The sequence below is a fragment of the Flavobacterium frigidimaris genome, assembly GCF_002217275.1.
Taxonomy (GTDB): Bacteria; Bacteroidota; Bacteroidia; order Flavobacteriales; family Flavobacteriaceae; genus Flavobacterium; species Flavobacterium aquidurense.
On the sequence record NZ_MUGV01000016.1, the window covers coordinates 213120 to 228327 of the forward strand.

Annotated in this window: 16 protein-coding genes; 1 reads left to right on the forward strand and 15 read right to left on the reverse strand. The window is 33.0% G+C overall.

Going from position 1 to position 15208, the window contains the following annotated elements; all coding sequences use genetic code 11:
• Positions 1 to 45 precede the first annotated feature (45 nt).
• The 4 genes from B0A65_RS10015 to B0A65_RS10030 are packed head-to-tail and all read right to left on the reverse strand — an operon-like array spanning position 46 to position 4410.
• Positions 46 to 1164, reverse strand: a complete 1119-nt coding sequence (locus B0A65_RS10015) for an efflux RND transporter periplasmic adaptor subunit (RefSeq protein ID WP_074659720.1) — start codon at positions 1162 to 1164, stop codon at positions 46 to 48.
• A 39-nt stretch (positions 1165 to 1203) separates the two neighbouring features.
• Positions 1204 to 2469, reverse strand: a complete 1266-nt coding sequence (locus B0A65_RS10020; protein ID WP_074659719.1) for an ABC transporter permease — start codon at positions 2467 to 2469, stop codon at positions 1204 to 1206.
• A 2-nt stretch (positions 2470 to 2471) separates the two neighbouring features.
• Complete coding sequence (locus B0A65_RS10025; protein ID WP_074659718.1) at positions 2472 to 3716, reverse strand: ABC transporter permease; 1245 nt, start codon at positions 3714 to 3716, stop codon at positions 2472 to 2474.
• Positions 3709 to 4410: an ABC transporter ATP-binding protein gene (locus B0A65_RS10030; protein WP_074659717.1), complete on the reverse strand. Its 702-nt coding sequence runs from the start codon at positions 4408 to 4410 to the stop codon at positions 3709 to 3711. The genes B0A65_RS10025 and B0A65_RS10030 overlap by 8 nt, the downstream gene beginning before the upstream one ends.
• A 176-nt stretch (positions 4411 to 4586) precedes the next feature.
• On the opposite strand from B0A65_RS10030, the gene B0A65_RS10035 reads away from it, so the two are divergent.
• Positions 4587 to 5993 (forward strand): DUF4403 family protein, encoded by a 1407-nt coding sequence (locus B0A65_RS10035; RefSeq protein ID WP_074659985.1) that lies wholly within the window; start codon positions 4587 to 4589, stop codon positions 5991 to 5993.
• Positions 5994 to 6306: 313 nt separating this feature from the next.
• Here the strand turns inward: B0A65_RS10035 and B0A65_RS10045 are convergent, their stop codons facing one another.
• The 11 genes from B0A65_RS10045 to gcvH all read right to left on the reverse strand — a co-directional run bounded on the left by B0A65_RS10045 (position 6307) and on the right by gcvH (position 15132).
• Entirely contained in the window at positions 6307 to 6888 is a 582-nt protein-coding gene (locus tag B0A65_RS10045; protein ID WP_074659715.1) for a DUF420 domain-containing protein, read from the reverse strand.
• Between the two features lies 1 nt (position 6889).
• A complete protein-coding gene (locus B0A65_RS10050) occupies positions 6890 to 7579 on the reverse strand; it encodes an SCO family protein (RefSeq protein WP_074659714.1) in 690 nt (229 codons plus the stop codon).
• Between the two features lie 10 nt (positions 7580 to 7589).
• Entirely contained in the window at positions 7590 to 8246 is a 657-nt protein-coding gene (locus B0A65_RS10055; protein WP_074659713.1) for a hypothetical protein, read from the reverse strand.
• Between the two features lie 78 nt (positions 8247 to 8324).
• Positions 8325 to 8681 (reverse strand): cytochrome C oxidase subunit IV family protein, encoded by a 357-nt coding sequence (locus B0A65_RS10060; protein WP_026985528.1) that lies wholly within the window; start codon positions 8679 to 8681, stop codon positions 8325 to 8327.
• Between the two features lie 18 nt (positions 8682 to 8699).
• Positions 8700 to 9680, reverse strand: a complete 981-nt coding sequence (locus tag B0A65_RS10065) for a cytochrome c oxidase subunit 3 (RefSeq protein WP_074659712.1) — start codon at positions 9678 to 9680, stop codon at positions 8700 to 8702.
• A gap of 42 nt (positions 9681 to 9722) precedes the next feature.
• Positions 9723 to 10310: a cytochrome c oxidase subunit 3 gene (locus B0A65_RS10070; protein WP_074659711.1), complete on the reverse strand. Its 588-nt coding sequence runs from the start codon at positions 10308 to 10310 to the stop codon at positions 9723 to 9725.
• A 2-nt stretch (positions 10311 to 10312) separates the two neighbouring features.
• Positions 10313 to 11215: a heme o synthase gene (cyoE, locus tag B0A65_RS10075; RefSeq protein ID WP_074659710.1), complete on the reverse strand. Its 903-nt coding sequence runs from the start codon at positions 11213 to 11215 to the stop codon at positions 10313 to 10315.
• Positions 11216 to 11371: 156 nt separating this feature from the next.
• Positions 11372 to 13495 (reverse strand): gliding motility protein RemB, encoded by a 2124-nt coding sequence (locus B0A65_RS10080; RefSeq protein ID WP_074659709.1) that lies wholly within the window; start codon positions 13493 to 13495, stop codon positions 11372 to 11374.
• An 18-nt stretch (positions 13496 to 13513) separates the two neighbouring features.
• On the reverse strand, positions 13514 to 14257 hold the full coding sequence (deoC, locus tag B0A65_RS10085) for a deoxyribose-phosphate aldolase (protein ID WP_074659708.1): 744 nt from the start codon (positions 14255 to 14257) through the stop codon (positions 13514 to 13516).
• 109 nt (positions 14258 to 14366) lie between these two features.
• On the reverse strand, positions 14367 to 14759 hold the full coding sequence (locus tag B0A65_RS10090) for a VanZ family protein (RefSeq protein ID WP_074659984.1): 393 nt from the start codon (positions 14757 to 14759) through the stop codon (positions 14367 to 14369).
• Positions 14752 to 15132 carry a glycine cleavage system protein GcvH gene (gene gcvH / locus B0A65_RS10095; protein WP_056188370.1) on the reverse strand — a complete coding sequence of 127 codons (381 nt, stop codon included), beginning with the start codon at positions 15130 to 15132 and terminating at the stop codon, positions 14752 to 14754. Before gcvH ends, B0A65_RS10090 begins: the two co-directional genes overlap by 8 nt.
• Positions 15133 to 15208 lie beyond the last annotated feature (76 nt).

A 15208-nucleotide genomic window follows, 5' to 3' on the forward strand; every position in this document is an offset into this window, starting at 1 on the left:
AATTTAACATTTTTTAAACCCAAAAACTCCTTTTATACTTTCAAATTATTTCTTTTCTTCTCCTTCACTAATCAAGCCCTGATTCCAGATTTTGATTTTATCTGAGTCCTTAATTCCACTTTTAACTTGAACGTATATTCCGTCGCTAACTCCCAGAATTAAATCTTTTCTTTGAAATTTCTGAGGAGCTGTTTCGATTTCAACATAAGGCTTTTGAGTTTTTTTGTCAAATTGAACTAATGATTCCTTGATAGCTAAAGTTTTGTCGGCTTTCTCTAAAATAATAGAAGCATTTGCGCTTAAACCAGCTCTGATAAAAGTCGCATCTCTGTTTTCTAAAGAAGCTTTTATTTCAAACTGAATGGCACCATTTTCTACTACTCCTTTTGGGGCAATATCTGTCAAAATTGCATCAAATTTTTTATTCTCGATTGCGCCAACGGTAATTTCGATTGGCATCTGAACTTTGATTTTACCTACTTCAGATTCATCTATTTTTCCAATAAAAATCATTCTGCCAACATCGGCAACGCTTGCAATGGTAGTTCCTTCATTGAAATTATTACTTTCAATAACCTGATTCCCCACTTTTACCGGAACCGCCAAAACCATTCCGTTTACTGTTGAGCGAATTAAAGTATTAGCATAACTTCCTAATGAAGTTGTAGTTCCTGTTTTAACGATATCCAAACTTTGTCTTGCAGCTAAATAATTTTGCTTTGCCTGGGTATAAGCTAACTGAGCAGCATCAAAATCATTAGCCGAAATTACCTCTTTTTCGAATAAGGTCTTTTGTCTTTTATAGATTTTTTCCTGATTATCTAATGCAATTTTAGCCGTTTGTACTTGATTTTGGGTACTACTTACATTAGATACATTGGCAACAACTCTAATTTTTGCAATCATGTCACCCGCTTTAATTTTCTCACCAGCCTTGATATAAACTTCTTCAATAATACCTGAGATGTTTGGTTTGATTAAGACCTCTTCATCAGGCTGAATATTACCAGTTGCAATGGTGGTTTTTACGATCGTTTTAATCTCTGCTTTCTCTGTTTTAAAAACGATTGGAGACTCTTGATTTTTAGCATACAAATAGTAAAGTGCGCCAAAGAAAACTATAGCAATAAAGATTAAAATGGTTACGGTTACTCCTTTTTTCATTTTGTTTTTGGTTTAATCGATTATATTTTGATTGATAATTTATTCTGTTCGTAAAGCATCTACCGGCTTTACATTAATTGCGGTCTGGGCCGGAATAAATCCTGCCAACAAACCAGATCCTACTAATATTAATAAAGCAACAAATACTACTCTTAGATCTACGCTCGGGTTAGCAAACATAGTATTACTTCCGGGGGGCATTGAATCCAGCGCCATATTCAACAGTGCTATAATTCCGGTTGCGACTGCAATTCCAAACATTCCTGAAATGATAGTCAAAAATATAGATTCAGATAAAATTTGACTGCGAATAGCACCGGGCGTTGCTCCCAAAGCTCTTCTGATTCCAATTTCCTTAGTACGTTCTTTAACTACAATAAGCATAATATTCGAAATTCCGATAACACCTGAAATCAATACCAGCGTTCCAACAAAATAAGCAATGATTTTTAAGATGTTAAACAAACTCTGCACTTTGTTGAATTGTTCATATAAATCGAAATTCCCCACAGCTCTGTCATCTTTGGGATTAATCGAATGAAGTGATTTTATAAGTTCCAGAATTTTTGGTTTCAAATCGGTTATTGAAGTTTCATCCTTTGCTGTAAGTGCCATCCAGCCTACTTTATCTCCATAATTAAAAGCTTGTTGAAAAGTAGTAAACGGAACAAAAATATTTTTCTGCTCCTGCTCAGCATTTCCACCTTGCTGTTTAGAGTGATAAACACCAACTACCATAAAATTAATTCCGTTTACTTTTATGTAAGTCCCAATGGCTTCTTCTTCTTTCCCATACAATTCACTGATAACTCCTTTTCCAATCACAGCAATTTTTCTTCTTTCCAAAATATCTTGCTGATTAATAAAACGTCCTTTTAAGATATCCATTGGCTGTTGTTTTATCAACTCCGGATAATCACCATAAACAGTAAATGCTGAAGTTTTTGTACCACGAACCACATTATTAGTTCCGTTAAAATCTCCTAACTGGTTTCTTGGCGAAACGTATAATAAATCTGGCAACGCTGCTTTTAATGCCGCCACATCACTATTTCTAAAATCATAGCGACGTACTTTTGGTAATCCTTTATAAGCTTTTGTAGTGGTTTGACTCCACATAAACATTGTATTTGTAGCAATTCCGTCAAATCCTTTTTTCACACCATTTTCTAAACCTTTACCAGCAGCAAGTAATATTACCAAAATAAAAATTCCCCAAAACACCCCAAATGCAGTCAGGATTGTCCTGAAAACATTAGCTGTTAAAGCTTGTAAAATTTCATCCCAATTATCTTTTTTAAACATAATTATTCGTCTCTAAGTGCTACAATAGGTTTAATTTTGGCTGCTCTGTATGCCGGAAAAAATCCTGCCATAGCCCCAGCAAATACAAGTAAAGCAAGTGTTGTTAAAGCCACACTAAAATCTACTTCCGGATTTCTAAAATATTCACTTTGTACCATTGGCCCAACAAATTCTAACAATAATAAACTTGCCAACAAACCAACAAATCCGGCAATAGTGGTAATAAAAATTGATTCGTGAAGTATCATAGAAATGATGGAAAATGGCGACGCTCCTAAAGCCTTTCTAATTCCTATTTCTTTAGTTCTTTCTTTCACAATAATTAGCATAATATTACTTACACCAACAACACCAGCAATAATAGTACAAATACCAACCCACCAGAAAAACAATCTGATATAAAGATTTAAATCATAAAACTGTTTTGCATCTTCAACAGAATTATAAACTCCAATCGCACTATCATCATCCGGAGCTACAATATTTTTACTTTTTAAAAGCTCTTTTATACCTTCTGCAAATCGTTTTGATTGTGCCAAAGCCTGATCGTAATCGACTTTTTTATTTAAAACAAACTGCATTGCATTTATTTTATCACCAGCCCCAAAAGCGCGCTGATTGGTCGTTATAGGCATATAAACTCTTGACTCTTCTCTTTCTCCCGAAGGGTCAGTAAAGACCCCTACTACTTTAAAATTTATATTATTAACCAGAATCTCTTTTCCTATCGGATCCTGTTCTTTAAACAAATCCTGTTTAACTTTTAAACCAATAGCAACAACTTTCTCGTTATTTACCATATCGCTATTATTTATGAAACGTCCGTTAATAATAGTCGCATTTTCAAGAGACAAATAATCTGGAGAAATACCTCTAAACTGATAATTTCCAGATTCTTTTCCGTAACTAATAATCCCTCCCCAGGTACTTCGCACTGGAGATTTTTTATTTATCTCGTCATTAAACTTCATAACCGGAAGATCATAATCACTATTTCTCAATTGAATTTCCCTTCCCGGATTTAATCCTTTATATCCTTTGGTTGTCACATTCGACCAAACTTCAATAATTCCTTCTGCATCATTTTCGAATTGTTTTTCAATTCCATTCTGAAGCCCTTTACCTGCACCGAGCAAAATCACTAAAATAAAAATACCTGAAGCCACAGAAATTCCGGTCAGGAATGTTCTTAGCCTGTTTTTAGAGATTGCTTCGAATATTTCTTGCCAACGCTCAATATTAAACATAAGATGAAGCTCTAACTTGTTCTACCTTTTTATCATCGATAATTAATCCGTCTTTCAGGACCACATTTCGTTTGCACATTGCAGCAATATCGGGTTCGTGTGTAACGATTAAAATGGTTTTTCCTTCATCGTTAATTCCCTGAATAAGCTCCATAACCTCATATGAAGTTTTTGTATCCAAAGCTCCTGTTGGCTCATCTGCTAATAAAACTTTTGGATTTGAAGCTAATGCTCTCGCGATTGCAACACGCTGTTTTTGACCGCCCGAAAGTTCGTTCGGTAAATGATGTGAATGTGAACCTAAGCCCACTTTCTCCAAATACTTCATAGCGATTTCGTAACGCTCTTTTCTCTTTATTCCCTGATAATATAACGGCATTGCCACGTTATCAAGTGCAGTTTTATAATTGATCAAATTGAAAGATTGAAAAACAAATCCTAAAAACTTATTTCTGTATTTAGAAGCAATCGTTTCATTTAGTTTTTTAATAGGTGTTTTATCTAAAATATAACTACCTGAATCTGCCTCGTCGAGAATTCCTAAAATATTAAGAAGCGTAGATTTACCTGATCCTGAAGATCCCATGATTGCTACTAGCTCGCCTTCTTCAATATTAAAATTTATCCCTTTTAACACATGCAATTCTGAATTTCCCATTTTATAGGACTTGTGTAAATCTTTGATTTCGATCATGGTATTGTTAAATTTTAAAACAATAATAACATTTTTATTAAGTAATTTATGGTAAGAAAACGTTAATAATTTCGTTTTGATATTAGAATAAGACTCTATTTGTTATCAAATGTTACACATTTTTAAGATAATATAATTGTTTTCTTAATTTTGCATTACTCAAAAAAATCTTAATGATGAAGTTTTTTTCAATTTTCTCTTTATTCACGGTACTTACGGTACTTTCAGGATGTTCAGTATCGCAAAAATTAGAAACCTTAAAACCCGAACCAGACGACGCAAGTCCGTTGGTTTATGATGCAAATCCATCCTTTATCAACTTACCAATAACAGTAAAATTGACGGATATTGAGAATCAAACCAACTCGATTTTAACAGGATTAATTTATGAAGATAATAACATCGAAGATGATGATATTGAAATGAAAATTTGGAAACAATCTCCGATAAAAATTCAAAATGATCCTGCAAATCCGGATAAGAAGATAAAAACAATTCTGCCTTTAAAAGCAACTATTAAATATCGAATTGGAACAAAAAAACTGGGCGTTGAACTTTATGACACTCGTGAGTTTAATTTGAATGGAGTTATTACTTTATCCAGCGAAGTAGGCTTGACTAATTGGAAACTAAACACCAAAACTGCATTCAAATCATTAGATTGGAACGAAAGCCCGACAATGCTTGTCTTTGGAAAAAGTATGCCCATCACGTATTTAGTAAATCCGGCCATTTCAATTTTTAAATCAAAAATTGAAAAGAAGATAGATGAAGCGATTGAAAAATCAATGGATTTTAAGCCAAATGTATTATCCGCTTTAGAAAAAATATGCACACCATTTCAAATGAGTGACACTTATGAAAGTTGGTTACGAATTACTCCTGTTGAAATTTATTCGACCAATGCAAAACTTAAAAATGATTTATTTCTATTGGATATGGGAGTGAAGTGTAATATGGAAACTATTGTTGGCAAACAACCTGAATCTAAATTCAGCGCTACTAAAATTGTTCTAAAACCTGTTGCCAAAATTCCAAATCAGATTTCAGCTAATATTGCAGCCATTTCAACTTACATTGATGCTTCTAAGATAATGACAAAAAATTTCGCAGGCCAGGAATTTGGTTCCGGAAGCAAAAAAGTAACAGTAAAAAATGTCACAATTTGGCATAAGGATGGCAAAATGGTTATTGCGCTTGATGTACTAGGCTCCATAAGCGGAACACTTTATCTAAATGGATTTCCGCAATACAATCCACAGTCAAAAGAAATTTATTTTGACAAACTCGATTATGTTTTAGACACCAAAAGCAAATTAATGCGTACTGCAAGCTGGTTAGGACAGGGTTATGTTTTAAGAAAAATGGAAGAAAGTTGTCGTTATTCTATTCAGCCTAATTTAGAAGAAGGCAAAAAAAGTATGGCTACCTATCTTAAAAACTATTCTCCGATGCCAGGTGTATTTGTAAATGGAAAAATAGAAGACATTCAGTTTGACAAAATTCAGTTGACGAATCAGGCTATTATTGCTTTTATAAAAATAAACGGAACAGTAAATGTTTCCGTTGATGGATTGAAATAAACCTAAATCTAAAAAGAAAAAAGCANNTGCTTTTTTCTTTTTAGATTGATACATTCTATAAATCAGAACACCTATAATTGCAACCAATAAATACGGAACTACCATCAAATAAACGATTCCATCATTTACGGCTTCTGCTTTTTTTACATTAGAATCTCCCGCAAGTGCAGCACGACACATCGCGCATTGAGCATTTGCACCGAGAGAAACGAACATAGAGAAAAGAATATAGAAGTATGTTTTTGAGATTAAATTCTTAAATCCGCTTCTATTTTCGATTCTATTTTCTTTATTCTTTAGTCTATTTTCTATTTTATGCATAATAAGGGGAAATCATTAAGTAAACTACAACACCAGTAACCGCAACATATAACCAAAGCGGGAAAGTTATTTTAGCAATTTTTTTATGTCTGTCAAAACTTTGTGCAAGAGCTCTAACGTAACTAATCAATACTAAAGGAATAATTGTGATAGACAATAAAATGTGAGTAATAAGAATAAAGAAATAAACATAACGCAATGCCCCAACTTTGGCAGTCTCTGCCAAATCCAGGATTCCATCATGATTTAGATCTCCAAATTTAGTAGAATCAGCTGTCATATGATAGGCGACGTACATTGCCAAAAAAGCAAGTCCTAATGCAATAGCTAAAGTCATTAAACGCTCGTGTAATTTTCGCTTTCCCTTTTTTATAGCTATTACTGCCCAAACCAAAACTATAGCACAAATTCCGTTTACTGTCGCATAAATTGGAGGCAAAAATGAAAGAGGTTCTACATTAATCCCAAAGTCTTTTAATTTAATTGCGAATAATATCGCAACTAAAGTTGGTACTACAATTGAAACCGCAATAATATATTTATTGTATTTTTTTTCTAATGAATGATCTTCCATTTTATTCTTCTAATAATATTTTAATATCTTCCTGAATATCTCTAACTCCTTTTTTGTCTAATCCGTCGTAATATAAAATTGGGTTTCCAAAATCATCCTTACGACAACGAATATTCCCATCTTTATCAATTAAGGCAAACAAACCTGAATGCTCAAAACCACCATTTACCTTGGCATTTTCACCGGCATATAAATTAAATCCTTTGTTTGATAAATCCATTATTGTTGCTTTATCACCCGTTAAAAAATTCCAGTTTGATGATTTTGCTCCTAATAATTTTGCATGATCTTTTAAAACCTTTGGTGTATCATGAGCAGGATCGATTGTAATAGATACAATTCCGAAGTTTGGATTTCCGAAAAAAGTTTTCTCAATCTCCAGCATGCTTAAATTCATCTTTGGACAAATAGAAGGACATGTTGTAAAGAAAAACTCCAGAACGTATACTTTTCCTTTATAGGTTTGATTTGATACTTTCACATTATCCTGATTGGTTAATTCAAATTTAGGAGCTGGACCGATAGTCAATAATTTAGCATCCGATTTTGAAGATTTTAAACCTACATTATCCAACCGGTTTCCTTTTACAACTTCTCCATTTTTTATTCTGTCGACAATTTTTGGAACTGCATAAATTCCGAAGATCAAAATAATAAACGAAATTCCGATATATGATTTGTTTTTAAACATATTTAAAAAATTAAAGTTCTTTTGTAGCGTTATGGTTCTTTTTTAAAGCGGCGCGATATTCATACAAAATGATCTTAAAATCATCCAGCATTTCATTACTCAACTCAGACGGATGAAAAGTATCATACCCTTCCTTATACTCATCTTTCTTATCTTTAGAAACACCTTTTCTACCTCTTAAATTTCGTTCTTTATCTACGATATAAACATTTGATGTTCCCAGATTTTGATCTAGTTTCCCTTTCAAATGCAATTGATTATAAAAAGTTTTGATTTCCTGAGGAGAAGCAAATACAAAATGCCATCCGGATACATCTGTAAAAGCACCCAAAGACGCTTCGATCTTCTCTGCGTCATTTTCTGTTCCTAAAGGACAAACTACTACAAATTGCAAATCCTTAAAACCATTGTAGCGTTGATAAATTTTTTCGTTTAGATTAAAAAAGTTTCCTCTGTTCTTTAAAATTTCAGAACCTGAAAAACCAAGAATAGTTATCTTGTTGTTTAAAGTTACTTTTTCTCCTTTTAGGGATTTCCAATTACCAAAGTCAGCAATTTTAGGAGTTATTGTTGGAAGTTTAGTAAAACTGTTTACTCCCGAAGCAAAAAACAAGTAAGCTACAATGGGCAGAACAAAAAGTACAAAAAGAACTATATTTTTTTTCATTATATTAATGGAAGTTATTGAAGTACAAAAATAAAAAAAGCTCCGTTAAACGGAGCTTCTTTTCGAATTAATATCATGTTAAAAATTCCATTTAATAGTAGAATCTTTAAAAACCCCATAAATATAATGCCCTTCTGTCAATAGAATAAACAATAAATATAAAACTAGGAAAATAACTGGTGATACAACAGACCATCTAAGGCTGCTTTTTTCACCTTCCATGTGCATAAATGCCCATACTATATAATAAGCTTTGAAAATTGTAAGGATATAGAAAATCCAGTTCAACAAATTCAAACCTACAAAATGATTAAATTCTAAAAACCCTGGCTTAACAATTCCCAGGAAAACTTCAAATGTTGTTACAACTGACAGTAATCCAAAAACAAACCAGATTCTTTTTGTATTTGATACGTATTCGTGATCGTGTGACATAATGATAAATCTTAAAAATTAAACTAAGTAGAAAACTGTAAATACAAATACCCAAACTAAATCGACAAAGTGCCAGTATAAACCAACTTTCTCTACCATTTCATAGCTTCTTCTTTTCTCGTAAGTCCCTAATAATACATTAAAGAAAATGATTATATTGATGATAACTCCAGAAAATACGTGGAATCCGTGGAATCCAGTAATAAAGAAGAAGAAATCAGCAAATAATTTACTTCCGTACTCGTTTCTTGTTAAGTTAGCTCCTTCTACAACATATTTTGCAGTACCTAAGCGAGCCTCAGACTCTGCTCTTGTCAATACTGTTTTTTTCTTTTTATCAGTAAGCTGTTCCGTTCTGATTAGCAATTCAGGATGCGCTTTAAAACCAGCCTGTACTTCAGCAACTGAATAAGTTGATACCGTTTCAGCACTTTCCATAAACCATTTACCTTTGGCTCTTGTAAGTTCTTGTGGTTGTTCCGGTAATTTTACAGCAAACGCCTCAAGCGCTACTCTTTTACCATCTTTATCAACAAACTGTAATAAACTTCCACCTGCTGTTTCAACTGCACCATATTCTCCTTTAATGAAGTTTTTCCACTCCCAGGCTTGAGAACCAACGAAGATTAAACCTCCAATAATAGTTAAGAACATATAAATAGCAACCTTTGTCTTTTTCAATTGGTGACCCGCATCAACAGCCAAAACCATTGTTACAGATGAAAAAATCAAAATAAAAGTCATTAAGGCTACATAATACATTGGGGCCGAAACGCCATGCATAAATGGGAAGTGAGTAAACACTTCATCAGCCAATGGCCAAGTTTCAATAAATTTAAATCTAGAAAAACCATAAGCCGCCAGGAATCCAGAGAATGTCAGGGCATCTGATACGATAAAAAACCACATCATCATTTTACCATAACTTGCTCCTAATGGCTCATTGCCGCCTCCCCAAGTTTTTTCTTCGTTATTTGCAGTAGTAACTGTCGCTTCCATAAAAGATATTCGTTAAAAAGTTCCCAAATTTACGTTTTTTTCTTATTTAAAGAAATATAAAAATAAAAATAAATATACCCATAATAAATCCAAAAAGTGCCAATACATCGCACCTAGTTCTATACCAAGAGTTTGAGTCGAATTGTATTTTTGTTTAAAATGATTATAAATTATAATTAAAAGTGAAATTAACCCTCCAGCCAAGTGTAATAAGTGTGTAACCGTTACTACGTAAAGAAAAGTTGTAGTAATTGAGCTACCTTCTCCTGTAAAATAATACCCGCTTTCTACAATTTGACCAAAACCTTTGAATTGTAAAACTACGAATAAAATACCCAAAGCCAAGGTTCCTAAAAGAAAAGATGTAGTAGCGCTTCTATTGTCTCTTTGAATCGCTTTTTTAGCCAGATAAAAAGTAACACTACAAGCAATTATCACCGCAGTACTATAATAAAATGCCGATGGAAGTTCAAAATTCTTCAACCAGTCTGCTCTTGATTTACTTACCACAAATGCACTTGTAAGTCCGGCAAACATCATGGTCATACTTACCATGGCGAATAACAAAATCAGTTTTGCCGATTTTGATTTCCTCACTTGTTCCTCTCCTGTTGTCATTGTCATTTCCATAACTATCTTAAAAATTTATCTATTATAAATACAATCTGCAATAATGAAATGTACGAAACACTAACCAACATTAATGTTCTTGCAGATTTTGCTGTTCGCAATTGATACAAACGAACCGCATAAAACAACATCCATAACCCCAATAAAAACACTAAAACGGCCGCAATTGGAGAAATATATAACTGACCTGTATATCCTAAAACCGGCAATAGCGAAGCTATTATCAGCCAAACAGTATACAAAATAACCTGTAAAGCTGTTTTTCTGTCTTTCTTTCCTGTTGGAAGCATAAAAATTCCCGCTTTTGCATAATCGTCATACAAAAACCAGCCAATAGACCAAAAATGAGGAAATTGCCAGAAAAACTGAATCAGAAACAAAGTTCCGGCTTCAATTCCAAATTCTCCTGTTGCTGCAACCCATCCCAACATAAACGGGATCGCACCAGGAAAAGCACCAACAAAAACCGATAAGGAAGTTACCGTTTTTAAAGGTGTATAAATACTTGTATATAAAAATATTGAGATTGCAGCAAACATTGCCGACTTTGCATTTATGGTATACAACAGCGCGATACCAATAATAGTTAAAAGACTTGCAATAATTAACGCGGTCATTGGCGACATTCTGCCTGAAGGAACCGGACGATTTTTTGTTCGATCCATTAAAGTATCGATGTCTTTTTCAATTACCTGATTGAATGCGTTTGAAGCACCAACCATGCAATATCCTCCAATTATCAATGTCAGCAAAGTAACCCATTTAAAAGGATTCGCATCATTTACACCTAACAAATATCCTGCAATTGAAGAAAATAAAACACTAATAGCTAATCCTGCTTTAGTTATTTCTTTGAAATCTTGAAATATTGATTTAAATGAAAATGTATTTTTTGTAGTATTCAAACCGTTATTGTTTGTATGTTTTTTTTGAGTGGTGCAAATGTACAAATTAGATTGTAGAATTCCTGACTATAAAATTAGATTTTTTTCAATAAAGCCTTTATAAAATAAGGACTTGCAAATCTTTAACACAATTATTTCGAAAAATCTTATTAAATACTAGTAATCAAAATACCAATTAAAGACATCAGTACGTAATCCGATAGTGAACCATGTTGTACTTTGTTTAAAAGTTGTAGCCGTTTCTTGTGTCGGATCAAAATTTCTATAAATAAAACTACCAAACAACTTAAGGTTAGTCATTGGATTTATAACATATCCTCCCTGAATATCTGCAATAAAAACACTTGTTTTATTACCCTGACCAACCTCTACTCCTTTATCATAAGGTCGTTTTACATCATAGCTTTTATAGATATTTCCTCCATAATTATAACTATCCTGAGCAGTATCAAAATCTAAACCTCTGGTACCAACAGAAATTTTTCCGTCAGCATAGTAACGTCCTTTGTGATAACGTCCAATTGCAACAAATTCTTCAAAATTACCGCCCCACTGATGGCCAATACTTTGATTATTATGCCCGTAATTCGTAATCACTGCGCTATGTGAATACACATAAGGACGGACGTGATTGTACTCTAATTGCAACAATAAATCTTTTACTTTAAAAGCATTGAAATATTTTGCTCCTAATTGATAACCAAACTTATTTTTCCAACTCTTATCACCGGCTGCCATCTCTCCTACCGAAAATTCATCCAGTAAAAACTGACCGTATAAATTAACATTATTGTTCCACTTATATTTACCCGTAAATCCTAAGAGTGCATTTCCACTTTTAGAAGATGAATTAAACTCAACTGTGCGATAAAAAATAATTGGGTTTACAAAATTGACATCAAAACCTCTATTATTGCTATCAGTCCATACTACCGATTCGAAAAAACCTAAATTTAATTTATTCGAAACATTCCAGCTTAAATAATGATTTGCCATGAATTTTGACGCATATGTTTTTTCAGCTGTAACTTCAGGACGAACGTCTTTCAACCACATGTACGTGTTTGTGTATTTAATTTTCCAAAAAGTTGTATTGATTTTAAAATAAGGATACGGACTTGCTCCATCACTTTCTAGCAATGAACGATAACCATCCCCAATGAAATTTCTTCCATACCCTAACTGTAAGTCAAAAAATTTACTTGGCACATAGGTAATATTGGCTTCTGCCAAAGGAAAATCGTATGCATCTGTTTTAAATCTTTTTGCAATACCAACTCCTGGAATAATAGCAGGATTTCCTCCTGATGGTTTTAATGTTTCAGCATAATCATTAAAGTAACCTGCAAATCTTCCCTGACTCTCAAAAACTGTAGTTGTAAAGTTGATCTGTTTTCCTAAACCTCCCCTAAAATTAAGCGCTCGTGTATTTACATAGGTATATGACGCATCAAGATCTGAAGCCTTACCCATTTGCAAATCGACAATAGGATTTAAAGACAGCCAATAATCCTCACCCTGAATCTGAACCAAATTTTCATTCCACCACTTTCTTCCCAACCAGGTTGAAACATTTTTTTGAAGTGATTCGGTAACCGCTTTCAAATTATAATATTTTGAAACTTCTGCGTACGTATATGGTTTTGAAGCGGTATGATTGTTACTTCCAACCTGATTCATTGCACCATCAAATTGCGCATAATAGCTATGAGAAAAGGGGATATTTAAATGACTTTCGAACTCAGGATTGTTGTATTTTTTATAAACTATACTATCGAGTTCTGTCATTGGCTTTTCGACAGGTTTTAAAATTTTGGCAGCTGCTAAAGCTTCAGATTCGATTTGTTCGGCACTTTTTAACGGAATTCCAATTGTAATTGTATATTTTGAATACGTTGGTCTTCCATTATAAGTTGATGGTTTAATCTGTGGAAACTGACCAAAAACCCTTTTTGCTTCTTCAGACAATTCATCATTTGCAGTGTTTACATAAATCACTTTAAATACACCTTTAGCATCAACCTCAAAAAGTACTTTTACCTCACCTTTATAATTGGTTTGCTTTAAATTTTCAGAAATCTGAAAATTTTTATAAACGAAATCCTGAACTTCTTTGTAAAAGCAATTTTCTAATTTTTTAGATTCCGAATTTTCGCAATTTGGAAAAACTGGAAATTGCTCTGTTGTAAAACCTGGCTTTACAGAAGAATTATTAGTTTCTTGAGCAAAGACAAATAGTGTAGTTATTGTAAAAATAAAAGACAAAAAAATCTTATTCACGTAAATTTGGGTTTTTATTTAATATTCATTTGGGGCATTCTCTCCGTTTGCAATTTCTTTTGCTGCCGAAGTTCCGATTCGTTTAACTCCTAAACCAATCATTTCAATTGCATCTTTATATGACTTTACACCTCCCGCTGCTTTTATTGGCAAAGGTGATGCATTTTCTAACATCATTATAATTGATGGGATAGTCGCTCCGTTTGGCAAATCATTTTCAGTTTTATAAAAACCTGTTGATGACTTTACAAAAACAGAAGCATAATCCTCTTCTTTAAAATTCGATATAACTACATTTTTTATTAATGCAGAAAGTTGCATGATTTCTTTATCGGTCAAAGCTGCAACTTCAATTATCCATTTTACTGTTTTATTATGTGCTAATCCGATTTGTGTACCATAAACAATTTCCTGTTTCACTAAAGCAATTTCACTACTTTTAAAAGCTTCATAGTTACAGACAAAATCTAAATCATCTGCACCATCTTCTATTGCCTGATTCGCTTCTTTAATTTTATCTTCAATTGACGATTTACCTTCAGGAAAGTCTATCACTGTACCCACAAGTAAACTCGAATTGGCTTTCAAAATTATATCTTTAGCCAAAGAAACATGTTCAGGCCTAATCATAATCAGTTTAAAGCCTTCTTTAATTGCTTCTCTGATTGCTTTTTTAACAACCTCAATGTTTTCCACTTCTGAAAGTCCCGCCTGAGAAGGAGTTTTCAAATATGTTGAATCTAAATATTGCTTTATATTCATGACTTTGATATTACATCGAATTTTGACAAAAATACATTTTAAATTCTAAAAAAAACATTGCTATTTAAGCTTGATTTTTTGAAATAAAAAAACCCACCGAAGTGGGTAATTATATTCCTATTATTTTATCGATTTGCTTCCTAAAAGCTATCGCCGAAAAAACACCTATGGTTGCACCAATTGTGTTTGCCAAAACATCTGTTACATCCGGAGTTCGGGTTGTCGTTAATACACCTTGCAAAATTTCGATTGTAATTCCAAAGAAAACAGAAAATATAAACGAAATAAGGTAAGCTTTATAATCATTAGCCTGTTTTCCTTTTAGTTCTTTTTTGAAAAACAAAATCCAGGAAATCGTAAATCCACAATGAAAACAAAAATGAACAATTTTATCTATGCTCGGGAAATTTATCGCCGGAATGTTACTTGAATTTGTTAAGCAAAAATAAGTAATGATACCTGAACAAATAATTGCCCAAATTAAAAGAAGTTGTTTAGGCACCGATAAGTTGTTTATAAGCTTCATCAGACAATAAAGAATCTATTTCCGATGCATCTGCAATCTTAATTTTAATCATCCATCCAGCTCCGTAAGGATCAGAATTAACTGTTTCCGGTGCGCTTTCTAAGCTATCATTAAAAGCAATAATTTCTCCTGTTAAAGGTAAGAACAAATCAGAAACTGTTTTTACAGCTTCAACAGTACCAAAAACCTCATCTTTATCAAGTGTTTGATCTAATGTTTCTACTTCAACATACACGATATCCCCAAGCTCTTTTTGAGCGAAATGAGTAATTCCTACAGTTGCAACATCTCCTTCGATGCTAACCCATTCGTGATCTTTTGTGTACTTTAAATTTGCTGGTATGCTCATAATACTATGTTTGAAATTGATAATTGAATTTTGAAGCCACAAATGTAACAATCTTCTAATGAAATCTCCTTTAGAA

Bases quoted from the DNA above. Each gene is read 5' to 3' on its own strand.
- B0A65_RS10015 (WP_074659720.1), bottom strand. From the start codon at position 1,164: ATGAAAAAAGGAGTAACCGTAACCATTTTAATCTTTATTGCTATAGTT.
- B0A65_RS10020 (WP_074659719.1), bottom strand. From the start codon at position 2,469: ATGTTTAAAAAAGATAATTGGGATGAAATTTTACAAGCTTTAACAGCT.
- B0A65_RS10025 (WP_074659718.1), bottom strand. From the start codon at position 3,716: ATGTTTAATATTGAGCGTTGGCAAGAAATATTCGAAGCAATCTCTAAA.
- B0A65_RS10030 (WP_074659717.1), bottom strand. From the start codon at position 4,410: ATGATCGAAATCAAAGATTTACACAAGTCCTATAAAATGGGAAATTCA.
- B0A65_RS10035 (WP_074659985.1), top strand. From the start codon at position 4,587: ATGAAGTTTTTTTCAATTTTCTCTTTATTCACGGTACTTACGGTACTT.
- B0A65_RS10045 (WP_074659715.1), bottom strand. From the start codon at position 6,888: ATGGAAGATCATTCATTAGAAAAAAAATACAATAAATATATTATTGCG.
- B0A65_RS10050 (WP_074659714.1), bottom strand. From the start codon at position 7,579: ATGTTTAAAAACAAATCATATATCGGAATTTCGTTTATTATTTTGATC.
- B0A65_RS10055 (WP_074659713.1), bottom strand. From the start codon at position 8,246: ATGAAAAAAAATATAGTTCTTTTTGTACTTTTTGTTCTGCCCATTGTA.
- B0A65_RS10060 (WP_026985528.1), bottom strand. From the start codon at position 8,681: ATGTCACACGATCACGAATACGTATCAAATACAAAAAGAATCTGGTTT.
- B0A65_RS10065 (WP_074659712.1), bottom strand. From the start codon at position 9,680: ATGGAAGCGACAGTTACTACTGCAAATAACGAAGAAAAAACTTGGGGA.
- B0A65_RS10070 (WP_074659711.1), bottom strand. From the start codon at position 10,310: ATGGAAATGACAATGACAACAGGAGAGGAACAAGTGAGGAAATCAAAA.
- deoC (WP_074659708.1), bottom strand. From the start codon at position 14,257: ATGAATATAAAGCAATATTTAGATTCAACATATTTGAAAACTCCTTCT.
- gcvH (WP_056188370.1), bottom strand. From the start codon at position 15,132: ATGAGCATACCAGCAAATTTAAAGTACACAAAAGATCACGAATGGGTT.